The organism is Photobacterium sp. ABD4_091 (genome assembly GCF_056160145.1).
Genome location: NZ_JBSWWQ010000002.1, coordinates 152,180 through 165,996, shown reverse-complemented (window position 1 = coordinate 165,996; position 13,817 = coordinate 152,180). Strand labels below are relative to the sequence as shown.

General features: G+C 50.9%; 12 protein-coding genes. 8 read left to right on the top strand and 4 right to left on the bottom strand.

What is annotated here, in order from left to right:
• Positions 1-254 precede the first annotated feature (254 nt).
• The 5 genes from ACXAGQ_RS15055 to ACXAGQ_RS15035 are packed head-to-tail and all read left to right on the top strand — an operon-like array spanning position 255 to position 4,873.
• Positions 255-1,418 carry a c-type cytochrome gene (locus ACXAGQ_RS15055; protein ID WP_475254929.1) on the top strand — a complete coding sequence of 388 codons (1,164 nt, stop codon included), beginning with the start codon at positions 255-257 and terminating at the stop codon, positions 1,416-1,418.
• Positions 1,418-3,214, top strand: coding sequence for a cytochrome c oxidase subunit I (gene ctaD, locus ACXAGQ_RS15050; protein ID WP_475254927.1), 1,797 nt, complete (start codon positions 1,418-1,420; stop codon positions 3,212-3,214). The genes ACXAGQ_RS15055 and ctaD overlap by 1 nt, the downstream gene beginning before the upstream one ends.
• Positions 3,211-3,801 carry a cytochrome c oxidase subunit 3 gene (locus tag ACXAGQ_RS15045; protein WP_475254926.1) on the top strand — a complete coding sequence of 197 codons (591 nt, stop codon included), beginning with the start codon at positions 3,211-3,213 and terminating at the stop codon, positions 3,799-3,801. Before ctaD ends, ACXAGQ_RS15045 begins: the two co-directional genes overlap by 4 nt.
• A 15-nt stretch (positions 3,802-3,816) precedes the next feature.
• The gene (locus ACXAGQ_RS15040; RefSeq protein ID WP_475254924.1) at positions 3,817-4,515 is read left to right on the top strand and encodes a heme-copper oxidase subunit III family protein; all 699 of its coding nucleotides are present in this window, start codon (positions 3,817-3,819) and stop codon (positions 4,513-4,515) included.
• Between the two features lie 25 nt (positions 4,516-4,540).
• Positions 4,541-4,873 carry a cytochrome C oxidase subunit IV family protein gene (locus ACXAGQ_RS15035; protein ID WP_475254923.1) on the top strand — a complete coding sequence of 111 codons (333 nt, stop codon included), beginning with the start codon at positions 4,541-4,543 and terminating at the stop codon, positions 4,871-4,873.
• Here the strand turns inward: ACXAGQ_RS15035 and ACXAGQ_RS15030 are convergent.
• Positions 4,866-6,041: a patatin-like phospholipase family protein gene (locus tag ACXAGQ_RS15030; RefSeq protein ID WP_475254922.1), complete on the bottom strand. Its 1,176-nt coding sequence runs from the start codon at positions 6,039-6,041 to the stop codon at positions 4,866-4,868. The genes ACXAGQ_RS15035 and ACXAGQ_RS15030 overlap by 8 nt on opposite strands.
• A 282-nt stretch (positions 6,042-6,323) precedes the next feature.
• Here ACXAGQ_RS15030 and ACXAGQ_RS15025 point away from each other — a divergent pair, with 282 nt between their 5' ends.
• The 3 genes from ACXAGQ_RS15025 to ACXAGQ_RS15015 all read left to right on the top strand — a co-directional run bounded on the left by ACXAGQ_RS15025 (position 6,324) and on the right by ACXAGQ_RS15015 (position 8,990).
• Entirely contained in the window at positions 6,324-6,500 is a 177-nt protein-coding gene (locus tag ACXAGQ_RS15025) for a hypothetical protein (protein WP_475254920.1), read from the top strand.
• Positions 6,476-7,420, top strand: a complete 945-nt coding sequence (locus ACXAGQ_RS15020; RefSeq protein WP_475254918.1) for a linear amide C-N hydrolase — start codon at positions 6,476-6,478, stop codon at positions 7,418-7,420. Before ACXAGQ_RS15025 ends, ACXAGQ_RS15020 begins: the two co-directional genes overlap by 25 nt.
• Before the next feature lie 385 nt (positions 7,421-7,805).
• A complete protein-coding gene (locus ACXAGQ_RS15015; RefSeq protein ID WP_475254917.1) occupies positions 7,806-8,990 on the top strand; it encodes a patatin-like phospholipase family protein in 1,185 nt (394 codons plus the stop codon).
• A gap of 82 nt (positions 8,991-9,072) precedes the next feature.
• On the opposite strand, the gene ACXAGQ_RS15010 is transcribed toward ACXAGQ_RS15015, so the two are convergent.
• The 3 genes from ACXAGQ_RS15010 to ACXAGQ_RS15000 form a co-directional block, all read right to left on the bottom strand.
• Positions 9,073-10,368 carry an anaerobic sulfatase maturase gene (locus tag ACXAGQ_RS15010; RefSeq protein WP_475254916.1) on the bottom strand — a complete coding sequence of 432 codons (1,296 nt, stop codon included), beginning with the start codon at positions 10,366-10,368 and terminating at the stop codon, positions 9,073-9,075.
• A 101-nt stretch (positions 10,369-10,469) separates the two neighbouring features.
• A complete protein-coding gene (locus tag ACXAGQ_RS15005; protein WP_475254915.1) occupies positions 10,470-12,908 on the bottom strand; it encodes an arylsulfatase in 2,439 nt (812 codons plus the stop codon).
• Between the two features lie 86 nt (positions 12,909-12,994).
• The gene (locus ACXAGQ_RS15000; RefSeq protein ID WP_475254913.1) at positions 12,995-13,780 is read right to left on the bottom strand and encodes a hypothetical protein; all 786 of its coding nucleotides are present in this window, start codon (positions 13,778-13,780) and stop codon (positions 12,995-12,997) included.
• Positions 13,781-13,817 lie beyond the last annotated feature (37 nt).

The following is a 13,817-nucleotide window of genomic DNA, read 5'->3' as shown; positions in this document are numbered from 1 at the left end:
TGTAGTGAATATTTATCGGTTCTAGCCACCACGATGAAGCAATCAAGAGACAGCATCTAATTAAGAAATTCATTGAAGATCTCGCGGCATCGAGGATCCCCCGCTAGAATGTAACAAGATATTACCATTAATCAGCCTCTTGGCGAGATAGATATTATTCAGCGATGATCTACCCAATCGCTGCTTTGGGAACTCTTTAAGTCACATTTCATTATCACGGAAGCTAGCTTACCTATTTGCGAGGTGACAGGCTTATGGCGATTGCCATTGTCTTGATAGTGATAGTTGTGGCATCCATTGCCTTTCATTTCCTCAGCCCTTGGTGGCTGACACCTGCTGCCTCCAACTGGGGCGAAATAGACGATGCCTTCAACCTTACATTGGTGATCACCGGTGCCTTCTTCATTGTCATCAATCTGATGATCGCCTGGTTTGTGTTTAAATATCGGCACCGCAAGGGGCATAAATCCACTTACCAGCCTGATAACAAACGCCTTGAAGCTTGGCTTATCGGTTTAACCACAGTGGCAATTATTGGTTTGTTAGCACCAGGATTGGTGGTTTACGGCAAATTCGTTGCTGTGCCTGATGATGCCAAGGAAGTGGAAGTCGTCGGTGAGCAATGGAAGTGGAGCTTTCGCTTTCCCGGCGAGGATAACCAACTGGGCAAATCAGATGTGCGCTTTATTAACCCTACCAATCCGCTAGGGATTGACCCCGATGATCCCGCTTCCAGCGATGACAAGATCATACTGACCCCCGAACTGCACCTTCCGCTGTACTCCCCCTACAAGGTGCTGCTCAGATCCAAAGATGTGCTGCATGATTTCAACGTGCCGCAATTTCGCGCCAAGATGGATATGGTCCCCGGAAGCGTCACCTACTTTTGGCTCACCCCTACCCAGCGCGGCACCTTTGATATTTTATGTGCCGAGCTATGCGGTGTTGGCCATTACAATATGCGCGGCAGAGTGGTAGTTGAAGATGATGCACAGTTTGGCCGTTGGCTCGCCAAACAGCCTACTTTTGCCCAAACCCAGCAGCCCGCTTCAGAAAGGGGGACGCCTATCACCGACCCTGTTGAGCACGGTAAAACCCTCTCTGAAGTCAATGGGTGTATCGGGTGCCATAGCATTGATGGCAAACCCGGTGTGGGGCCAACCTGGCTTGGGCTATACGGCAAGACTGAAATCATGTCAGATGATTCAGAAATACTGGTTGACGACGAATACCTCAAAGTCGCCATTCTCAACCCCAACGCAGAAGTCGTCAAAGGCTACCCAGCTATTATGCCTGCCTACCAATTTAGCGAAGAGGAGTTGGAGGCCATCATTGCCTATATCAAGGCAGTATCATCGCCCCAAGCCGAACCAGAAAGAGCTGATAACGGGGAAGAAAACAACGAGGGAGCACAATAATGTTTGAAACCAGCCCCTATGCCGTGAAGAAACGCCCGCAGTCTTTCTGGACCAAATATGTCTGGAGCCAAGACCATAAGGTTATTGCCATCCAGTACACGCTAACGGCCATTGCCATGGGGATGATAGCACTGGTGCTGTCCTGGATTATGCGGTTGCAGCTCGGCTTCCCCGGCAAATTCGACTTTATCGACGCCAACTTTTACTACCAGTCGATGACCCTGCACGGGATGATCATGGTGGTATACCTTCTGACTGCACTATTCTTAGGAGGGTTTGGTAACTACCTTATTCCCTTGATGGTCGGCGCGCGGGATATGGTTTTCCCTTACCTCAATATGCTCAGTTTCTGGTTCTATTTTCTGGCATCACTCATATTAGTCGCCAGCTTTTTCGTCACCGGCGGCCCGACAGGAGCAGGCTGGACCCTCTACCCGCCGCAGGCCATAATGCCCGGCACGCCTGGTACTGACTGGGGGATTGTGCTGATGCTGATCTCGCTGGCGGTGTTCATTGTTGCTGCCACCATGGGTGGCCTGAACTATGTCACCACGGTGCTGCAAGCCCGTACCGAGGGCATGACCTTATTGCGCATGCCGCTGACTGTGTGGGGGATCTTCACCGCGTCGGCCATGGCGTTGCTGGCCTTCCCTGCTCTGTTGGTCAGTGCAATCATGATGCTGTTCGATAAACTGCTAGGCTCCAGTTTTTTCATGCCCGCCATTTATTCCATGGGCCAACAGGCCGGATACGACGGCGGTAGCCCTATCCTGTTCCAGCACTTGTTCTGGTTCTTCGGCCACCCTGAAGTCTATATCGTCGCCCTGCCAGCGTTCGGTATTGTCTCTGATCTCATCAGTATTCATGCCCGCAAAAATATCTTCGGCTACAAAATGATGGTCTGGGCGATACTGGGCATTGCGGCCCTGAGCTTCATTGTTTGGGCCCACCATATGTATGTCAGTGGCATGAACCCCTATTTTGGCTTCTTCTTTGCCACCACCACCCTAGTGATAGCAGTACCCACGGCAATCAAGGTCTATAACTGGCTGTTCACCCTCTGGCGCGGCGATATTCACCTCAGCCTGCCGATGCTTTTCGCTATCGCCTTTATGAGCAGCTTCATCATCGGCGGGCTAACCGGCTTGTTCCTCGGTAATGTGATTGTCGATATCCCGCTATCCGATACCTACTTTGTCGTGGCTCACTTCCACATGGTGATGGGCGTCTCGCCAATATTGGTCATCTTCGGTGGGATTTATCACTGGTACCCGAAAGTAACCGGCAGGATGATGAACCAGGCCATGGGTCATATTCACTTTTGGGTCACCTTCCTCGGTACCTATGCGATTTATTTCCCGATGCATTATCTTGGCATCCTCGGCATGCCAAGACGCTATTACAACTGGGATGATTACAGCTTCATCCCCGAATCGGCCCAGTCCATGAATGCCTTTATCACTATCGCGGCTTTGGTGGTCGGGGCTGCGCAGATCATTTTCTTGATCAACCTGTTCTGGAGCTGGAAATTTGGCAAGGTGGCCGATAGCAACCCTTGGAAAGCCACCTCGCTTGAATGGCTTACCCCAAACACACCACCGAAGCACGGTAACTGGGGTGAAGAGCTGCCTCTTGTCTATCGCTGGGCTTATGATTTCAGTGTTCCGGGGCACGATAAGGACTTCATCCCGCAAACTCAGCCTCCTGAAGCGGTACCAGACCCAGCAAACGCCCCTATTCAGTCAGGCGGTAGCGGTAGCGAATCAACGGCAAAATCCGATAAGGAACGGTCATGAGCAAATCATCACAAACACTGACCAAAGATCCTAACGCTCGTTACATAAGCCAACTGCAGGCTCCAACATCAACGGCAGTCTGGTTGATGATTGCGGTCATCACCATGTTCTTTTTCCTGTTTGCCGTCGCCTACCGGATCAGAATGTCATTGCCTGACTGGCAGCCTGTCAACGAGCCCTGGCAGCTCGCGGTCAGTACCGTAATGTTGGTCATGAGCTGTGTCACTATGCATTTGTGCTACCGAAAATCAGCCCTTTTACCTTCACTTCGTGCTAACCATGCACTGCTAATCTGGACAGTGGTCTTTACGCTGGGTTTTGTGTTCAGCCAGTTGTGGGCATGGCAAGCCTTACTAGCTCTCAATCTAGGCGTGGGTAGCACACCGGCCGCCAGTTTTTTCTACTTGCTGACCGGGCTTCATGCCCTGCACGTGTTAGGCGGGCTTATCGCCCTTAGCTGGGTGGTGTTTCACGCTGGCAGCGGTCATCGCAATCAGCTTTATCCCGCTCTGCGGCTATGCACCCGCTACTGGCATTTCTTATTGTTTGTCTGGCTGTTCTTACTCGGCCTACTTCGATTGACATAACGGGAGGTGTTCCCCATGCCTCGTTCGGCTTATTCCGATGACCATCCTACTCACCATGCGTGGGCATCGATAGTCAATGACTACTCTGCCGACAAGGCAGTGTTCAATGTATCAAGCAACAAAACCATGATGTGGATATTCCTGCTCAGTGATATCTTCGTCTTTGGCTGTTTCCTTGTCGGCTACATGGCGGTAAGAATGACCACCACCGAGCCATGGCCGATCCCCAGTGAAGTCTTCGCCCTCACTATTGCCGGGCATTCCATTCCGTTAGTCCTGATTGCAATCATGACCTTCATCCTCATTACCAGCAGCGGCACCATGGCGATGGCGGTTAACTGTGGCTACCAGAAAAGGCGGGGGGCGACCGCTTTATTGATGCTGGTCACTGCCTTGTTTGGCCTCAGCTTTGTTGGTATGCAGGCATTCGAGTGGAGCAAACTGATAGAAGACGGCTTCCGGCCTTGGGGCAATGAAGACGGTGCCGCACAGTTTGGCGCCTGCTTTTTCATGATCACCGGTTTCCATGGCCTGCACGTGTCGGTCGGTGTTATCTACTTACTCATTGTCGCTTGGAAAGTCTGGCGGGGTGACTATGAGCGGCGAGGTAACAAGTCGAATGGAAATTACGAGATCGTCGAAATTGCAGGCTTGTACTGGCACTTCGTCGACCTTGTCTGGGTCTTTATCTTTGCGTTTTTCTATCTCTGGTAGCGAACTGCTGTAGGAGGACACGCATATGGCTAGTTCAGCGAAAGCTAAAACTAAAACACAGCAGAAACACCCAATCAGCCTTTATCTGGGAATCTGGTTGCTGCTGTTTGTGCTCAGCGCCCTGTCTTACATGGTGGATTACTACCAATTGGAAGGAATGCTGCGCTGGAGTTTGATCTTACTGTTCATGGCTCTCAAAGCGGGACTTATCGCCAGTATCTTCATGCATATGCTATGGGAGCGAATGGCCTTGGTCTGCACCATCTTCCTGCCACCACTGGTACTCATAGTCCTTATTGCCCTGATGGCCAGCGAGGCCGGCTATATCTTTGCGCTCAGGGAGATGTTCTTTAGTTAGCTGACAGCACTTCAGCTTCAACACGATAAAATTCTGGCAATGAAGGAGGGATAGCCTGCCAGGCTTTTCCTTCTTTCATTTTTTGATAGCTGTAATCAAACAGCTCAGTCATAAACTCACCGCTATAAGACGACACCTCATCAGGCGCCTGAAAGTCTTCATCAATAAACGCTAAGTTGAAATGAATCCCCTGCTGGCGGGCGTTGTGGTATATATGCTCAACATCACCGATCCCCTGATTGAGCATTAGCGTATTGATAGCCCGTTCGCTAATACGACTCAACCGATAAGAAACAGGCTGGAACTCTGATTTTAAGCTGCCGTTGCGGATAACGTAGAGGTTTTGCTCAACCTCCACGTCGCGTAAATCGACCCAAGATGGCGCAAAGAAAACCTGCCGCACAACACCACCATCAACATGCAATTCATCGAACTTCTGGCCATGCTGTTCAAATTCAATCTTTCTGGCCGGGAACGCCCCTGGTACAGAGCTGCTGGCAATGATCAGCTCTTGGATCAATGCTGTCGCTTGAGGTGTGCCGTGTTCCGCAATCCTACCGATATTCCACAAGGCAAGCCGCTGGTTATCAATATTGGCTGTCCCGATAATAAGGTGCCGGCCTTTTTCACTTTGCTTGGCAATCTCAGCCACCAGTTCATCAGTCACTACTTGGCGAACCTTTTGTTCAAAAGGAGCGGTATCAAGCAAAGATTGGTATCTGGCTAGGGTAAAAATATTTCTTAAACGGAATAAATCGTTAAACTCTGTCTCGGTATAAAGCTCAGTCAGCGTATCGTCATAGTCACTACCAAGAAAAGCAAATACCGACACGATGGCTCCGGTGGAAATCCCCGTCACGACATCAAATTCTGGCCTGTCTCCCTGCTCAGTCCAAGCCGTTAACAACCCAGCCGAAAATGCGCCATTAAAGCCTCCGCCTGATAGAGCCAAGTAATTCAGGCTCTGCTTGTCTTGGGCTTCTTCGATCCAGTTGTCAGTCCTTGTTTGGATCTTGCCATTGAGGGCCTCGGGATTAAATTCATCCCACATTCTGATCCCCTCCAATGAGTGGGGCATCATGGTATATGTAACCGGATCTGCGCTTCGCTCCGTGCTGCTGCAAGCAGAGAGCAATACTACCAATAGTAAGTATTTCCAACGCCGCATCTTAGTTCCCTCAATAATTCACGCCACATTATTGTATTGGCTACGGCTTTCACATAGCTGAATCAAAGTTCGTTCATAAATCACACAATCAATATTTAATACCATGGTAAAGCCTATGGCTTTGGTCATTTTGATCCACAATCATCCAAAAAACTCCCCCGTTGTAATGCGCTGTAATACCCAAAATTTATCGCATAGATGATAGTTAACTTATTCGATTGGATAGCTAATTCACTTCATTAGCTATGGCAACTTCGACTCATTGACCGATAGGGATATAGCATGTGTACTCGTATTTTTAACAACCAGAACGAAGACTACCTAACAACGGCAAGGAACATGGATTGGGCAACGCAATTACCTACCTCTATCTATACATTCAAAAACGGCCTATATAAATCCGGTGAAAGCGAGCTAAAGCAAGATACTCTGACATGGATGTCATCTATGACAGCGTAGTAACTATGGTCGTTGGCGATGAAAAAGATACCGGCCACTTTGGTGCCTCCGACGGCATGAATTCCGTAGGATTAGTCGCAAATGTGTTGTACGACAGCAATGCAGATTATGAATGTAAAGAACATCATAGCCCGTCTTATAAAAAGCTCGATGTGTTGCGCTGGGTGCAATATGTCTTAGATACCTGCTGTTCTGTTAAAAATGTGGTTGAGAAGTTCAACGATCACAGCCGTATAGAGCTTGTTGGCTCAAAGGTTCCAGCTTCAGATAAACAAGCCTCATTGCATTTATCTGTGTCGGATGTCACCGGCGACTTGGCGATTATCGAGGTAGTCGAAGGTAAATTTCAGGTTCACTTAAGCCCTTCTTTTCAGGTTATGACCAATGAACCTAGCTACAACGAGCAGCTTAGTTTAAACCAATATTGGCGTTGGCAATGGAGCGATAGCAACCCTTTTCCAAGCCACACCATTCCTGGCGGCCCATTTCCAACCGACCGTTTCGAACGCGCTTCATTCAATATGCATCATCTGACTCGCCCTGAGTCAATGGCTGAACCCTTGGCCCAATCAAAATCAGTTATCATGAATGCCTCAGTCCCTATCGGTTTTGACTTTGGTACAAACGATCACCCCAACATCGCGCCTACATTATGGTCTACTATTTCAAGCCATAACGAGCTGAAGTATTACTTTTGCAACGCTCGAACCACCGGAGCTTGCTGGATTGATTTGGCTAACCTCGACTCTGATATGCAGGTTGCCAAAGTCAATGTGATCACACTTGATAACAATGAATTTATCAATCCCCCATACGATGGATTGATCAATAATATGCTCTCTGCCACCGACGATCCTTTTGCCCTACCCGACGAAATACACTCGTCATCACGCTTTAAAAATACGTTCGATCTGGTTTAACGCATACCGAGTAGTAAGACCAAGCCTCATTTACATTTGATGAGGCTTTCTTCTAATACTGGTGACAGATCAAAGTAGAAATACTTAATTATAAGCACCCGCTGAGTAGGTCAGCTTATCGCTATGCGAATAGATTCCCCAATATAGCTGAATGTTTTGCCATGTAAATCATGCGGTAAGGCTTTTCACCCGGTAGTTGTAACGTAGCTCTTTCAGTATCTTTTTAACACCAGCTGCGCCTTCTCGCCTAAGGTTAGTTTCTTCATTTCAAACACTTGAGAATCTAGAAGCCATTGGGTCTCACTTACCTAACTTTGCTTGCAGAATAATAATCTATAATTTCATGCATTGATTTCGTCGGACAATCGGTGATAGGACGTAAGCGATGCGAAGTATCTTTCATTCTGCTGTGTTAATTAGCACATTAATATTCGCTGGCTGCGCGGGAATTACTAGAAATGAAGCGGTTCCAGAATACTTGACAACCCAGGCCGTAGTACCTGGTATGGAAGGTATACGGTATCGCTTGGGTATTGACACCGAGGCACTTCAAAAAGATGCTATCGCGTCGTTTTGGCGAGAAATGGATCATCTCAAAGCACGTGGCCACAAAGGGCCATTACCGCCGGTGCACTTTCTGGTTATATCCGGTGGCGGTGATCAGGGTGCATTTGGTGCCGGACTGCTAAATGGCTGGACAATCGCAGGAAACAGGCCGCGATTTAAACTGGTAACAGGTGTCAGCACCGGTGCTCTTATCGCTCCGTTTGCCTTCCTTGGTCCTGAATACGACTCCCGGCTGAGAAAGCTATACACCAGCATATCCTCTGAGGATATTATCAAAGAGCGCTGGTTTCTCGCTGCGCTGACTTCTGATGCGATGGCTGATACCTCCCCCCTCTGGCAGCTTCTAGAAAAAGAGATCGACGAAACCCTACTCGAGGCCATTGCCGCTGAACACGAGAAAGGTCGGATACTGCTGATCGCGACTGTCGATCTGGATGCCCGGCATTCTGTCATTTGGAACATGACAAAAATTGCGGCCAGCGGAGATCCCAAGGCGCTGGATCTTTTCCGCTCCGTTTTAATCGCCTCCGCGTCAATACCCGGCGCCTTTCCGCCGGTCATGATTGATGTTGAAGCCGGTGGCCGTTCGTACCAGGAGATGCATGTCGATGGCGGTACTATGTCGCAGCTATTTATCTATCCGCCAGGGTTACATACCAAGGAAATATCAGATAAAGAACATGTCGATAGGGAGCGTTACGCTTACATCATCCGCAATGCCAAGCTGGGCCCCAAATGGGCTTCGGTCGAGCGCCAAACAATGAGTATCGCCGAACGTGCCATCTCCTCACTGATACAGACTCAGGGTATCGGTGATCTGTACAGGGTCTACCTCATCTCCCAACGCGATGGGGTGGACTACAACCTGGGCTATGTGCCTGATAGTTTCGACTACCCTCACCGCGAGGAGTTTGATACAGAATATATGAAGGCACTATTTCAGACCGGCTATGAAATGGCCGTTGAAGGCTACCCATGGAGCAAGACGCCGCCAGGTTTCTGATGCCATTGCCCCAATGGCAACGGGGCTATCGGGGCACTGGCGTCTGGCATTTTTGTTTATATTCGCCCCTGCTTTCAGAGAGTCACGAGGCGCCATCAGGCATTCTGATCACCAATGGCCCTTCTATTGCCTGCATCACATAGGATGCCGGCAAGCCGTTTTCCAGCAGCGTAGCCATGGCACGCAGGTATTTACGGATATGGCGAAAAAACTTCTGGTAACCGGGACAAAGATAATGCAGTCCCGGCTCTCCATCTGGTGATGTCGCAAACCGATGTTTCGGGCAGCCCCCCCAACAGGCGTTCAGCACGTCGCACTCACGGCACCAGCGTGGCAAGGTTCGCTCTTTGTGCGGCCCGAAGCCTTCTGCCACCGAACGCTCAACCATTTGTGCCAAATCATCGGAAAGTACGTTACCCAGCCGGTAGTCGGGATAAACATAATGATCGCAGGCAAAGACGCTGCCGTCGTGCTCCATGGCAACCGCGCGGCCACACTGCCTCGAGAAAATACACACCGGCGACGGCTCCCCCATCCAGGCAGTCAGGGCCCATTCGAAATTCATCACAAACATTTCTCCCACGTCCTTGCGAACCCACTCCTCGTAGACGGCAATCAAGAAGTCACCGTATGGCTCGGGCTCCACCGTCCAGGGGGTCACTTCCGTGTTGGGCTCGATCTTCTCTAGCGTTGCAGGGGATGCGAACCACAGCCCGAACGCCGACGTCTCCTCATCCGGCTGGCGCTCGACAACGGGGGAAAATTGAATATATCTGATCCCTGCCTGTTTAAAAAAACGATATACCTCAAGTGGCTGGTAGGCCGTTTCGCGACCGACACAGGCAAGCGCGTTGAATTCCACCTGGTGTTTCTGCAGCAACCTAATCCCCTGCATAACACGTTCGAAGGTTCCTTTGCCGCGCCGATCCTTGCGATAACGGTCATGGATTGCCTCGGGACCGTCCAAGCTAACACCAATAAAAAAATCGTTGTCCTTGAAGAACTCGCACCATTGATCATCCAGTCGCATGCCATTGGTCTGCAGACTATTCCTGATCTCCTTGTGTTGCCGGTAGGGTGCCTGCAACTCGACAACCTTGCGGAAGAAATCCAGCCCCAGCAGGGTTGGCTCACCGCCCTGCCACAGAAACTCGACCACCGGTGTCGACTGCGACTCGATATACTGACGAATATACGCAGCCAATACCTCGTCCGACATTCGGTAGCGCTCATTCGGTGCAAACAGCGCATGTTTTTCGAGGTAGAAGCAATAGTCACACTGAATATTACACACTGGACCTATGGGCTTGGCCACCACATGAATACCCTGAGCCCCCTCATTCTCCGCCAACGTATTACTCGGCTTCTTTTGGGCCATGTTTTTTCTCCTTCCTTGCAACGGGCAGGAGTGGATGCACAAGGTCATCCACTCCGGTCAAAGCTTGAACTTATATCAGCACGGGCTAGGGCCCTGACGGTCTATTCCACCGGCATGGCCTCGACGGTCACTTTGTTTATATTGCCAGTAAAATGCGACTCGGCCTCCGAGCCAATTGCCTCCACCACCGGGGTCGCCAGATCAATTCCAACGTCCGCCGTCTCGTCAGCAGAGAAAATTATCGGCTGGGTCCGTGAAATCCGCCCTTCGGCCACTTTCTCATCATTGACGAACAAGGTGCCCTGGCCCCCCTTGCCCAGACCGTCGCCATCATAATCGAAGACGAAACGGATAGTGGACTTGCCGGGTTTGAGCTTGTCCTTGGCGGCAACGGTAAAGCGTTCAAGACCGAGGAAATTGTAATCGTAGGCTGGCACGCCGTCTTTCACATACAGCGCCCACCCGCCGAAACGGCCACCCTGGACAATAATCGCGCCGTTTCCGCCACCCTCGGCCACCTCGACCTCGGCAGTAATGGTCTTGGACTTGTTTTTGATATTCAGGAACACATTCTCGGACATCCCGGTCATCCCTCCGGCCAGGGTCAGCGAGGTGCGATCCCCCATCAGATCCGGCCTGCCAGCCAAGGCCGGATTCACCCGCTCCACAACTCGGTCATCGATGGGCAGTACCCTGTTCTTTTCTGCCTCCTGCATAAACAAGTCTTGCATTTCAGCCAGTTTCTCTGGGTTCTCTTGCGATAAATCATTGATCAAGCTGAAGTCTTTACCGGTATCAAAAAGCTCCCAAATATCCTCGCTAAGCCCACGGCGCGGCTGCATTTCCCACGGAGCCCGGTGAATAGTCCGGGCAAACCAGCCATCGTGATAAATCGCGCGATTGCCGAACATCTCGAAATACTGGGTGACATGCCGTTCTTTGGCATTGGCATCATCAAAACTATAGAGCATGCTTACGCCGTCCATGGGGCGCTGCGGAACACCGTTGACCTGTTTAGGTTCAGGCAGGCCGGCGGCCTCGAGAATCGTCGGCGCAACGTCAATGACATGGTGGAATTGCTCACGCTGTTCGCCCTTGGACTTAATGCCCTTAGGCCAGAGGACTGCCATACCGACCTTGGTGCCACCATGATCCGATGCCACCTGCTTGGTCCATTTGTAAGGGGTATCGAACGCCACCGCCCAGCCTGCAGCCATGTGTGGGTAGGTCTCGGGGCCACCCCACTTGTCGATGACCTTGAGCATATCCGGCACCTTTTCCTGCACCCCGTTAAAATAGGTCATCTCGCTGAACATACCGTTGCGACCACCTTCGGAGCTGGTACCGTTATCCCCGTAAACGAAGAAAATTAATGTGTTCTCAAGTTGCCCTATCTCCTCAATCGCTGCAACCACCCGGCCAATTTCATGGTCAGTCATCTCGACGTAGCCGGCAAATACCGCCGCCTGATGGGCGAACAGGGTCTTTTCATCCGCACTCAGCGTGTCCCAATCCGGGATTGCCTTTGGCTTGGGGGCGATCTGAGTACCTTTGGGCACAATCCCCTTTTCAATCTGACGTTCCAGGATCTCCTCTCGCAACTTATCCCAGCCATGATCGAATTTGCCTTTCCAGCGCTCGATCCACTCCTTGGGGACATGATGCGGCGCATGGGTCGCCCCCGGGGCGAAATAGACAAAAAACGGCTTATCCGGTGTCAGGGCCTTTTGGTATTTCATCCAGGCAACGGCTTGATCTGTCATATCAATCAGGAAATGATAGTTCGGATCATCCGGCAACGTCACCGGGTGAGTACCGTCGTAAATAAACGGCGCCCATTGATTCGTCTCTCCGCCAAGAAACCCATAGAACTTATCGAAGCCCTGTTTCGTCGGCCAGCGATCCAAAGGTCCCGATACACTGGCTTCCCAAGCAGATGTCTCATGCCATTTACCGAATGCCGCGGTACTGTAGCCGTTCTGGCGGAGTATTTCGGCAACTGGTGCGACATCACTGGGGATCTGGCCAGTGTTACCAGGGAATGCGGTGCCGGTTTCAATAATCCCGCCCATATTGTTGACGTGGTGGTTGCGCCCACTCTTGATAGCCGCGCGGGTGGGTGAAGAGACCGCCGTGGTATGGAAGTTGTTATAACGAACCCCTTGCGCTGCCGCGCGGTCGAACGTCGGAGTATCAACCGGGCCGCCGAATGTACTGGTACCGGCAAAACCAAGATCATCAACCAAGACGATTACCACGTTGGGGGCTCCCTCGGGTGCCTTTACCTCAAAACGCGGCGGAGGGGTTGCGTTGCGAACATCAAGCTCGGTATAAATAGGCGGCACAGGCTCAGGAATTGGCAATACCGTTCGATCAAGTGATTGCTCCGCGCCTACAACCGGTGTCGCTCCGAGCGCAACGACCGTCGTGGTTAGAATTGAGCCCAGCGCGGTTGCACCACGACTTGGCCAATGCGGGTCATCAGGTGCGTTGATTTTCCTGATCGACGCCGTGAGGGTCTTTAATTTAGCATGTTTCATTATTACTCCTTAGAGCCGACATGTAACAGCACTTTTCGTTGAGCTAACAAGAGACACTCGCTACGCAACATTAGCCCCGGGCCACTCTAGAAACGGATACCTAGCCCCAAATAGGGCCCTTTTGCCGCCATGTCCCAGACAAAACCGTCGTCTTCATAATCCCAGTACAGGTACCGATAGCCAAGTTTTGCCGTATACCCCTTGCTAAACTCCCAGTTGACCCCGGCCATCAGCTGATAGGTCAAATCGGAGCCCCCCCCGCCGATATCCAGATACCCCGTTAGTTTGACCTTGTCCGACAAGGCATGCAGAGCATGCATGCCTATCACGACATCAGCCCAGTTCTCGGAGTCTCCAGCAGAGGCATCACCGCCGAATGGCGCCGGCGGATCAAATGCGATAACGATATCCATGTCGACTTCCATGCGGGTATAGCGAAGGGCACCAAAACCTTCCAGCGTCGTTTTGCCGTCGTCGACCAACTGATAGCCCACCGTGCCCTGGGCAATATTCATCGTGCTCGATACATCCAGTTTGCCGTTACCGGTCAAAAAACCTGCGGGGCCCTGAACCGAAGCGGAACTCTCATTATTTAAGTCGATATACACCCCTTCCAGCCCCAAAACCCAGCGGCCCTTTCTGGCCGTAAACAATCCCATAAATCCCATATCGAGATCACTAATAATGTCGCTGAAAGACGCATCAAGATCGGTAGTAAAGCCGCGTACACCCGTCGTGCCTTCCATTCCAGCGACAAGCAGGTAGGGAGTGAACTCATACTGCCATTGAGAAGCTTCACTCGCGTTGGAGACCGAGCCAAAACTAAGCCCAGCCAATAAAAGGGGAAGCGCGGCTATAATGTGTGTTTTCATGACGTTGTTCCTATTGATTTTCTCTCATGGAAAACAG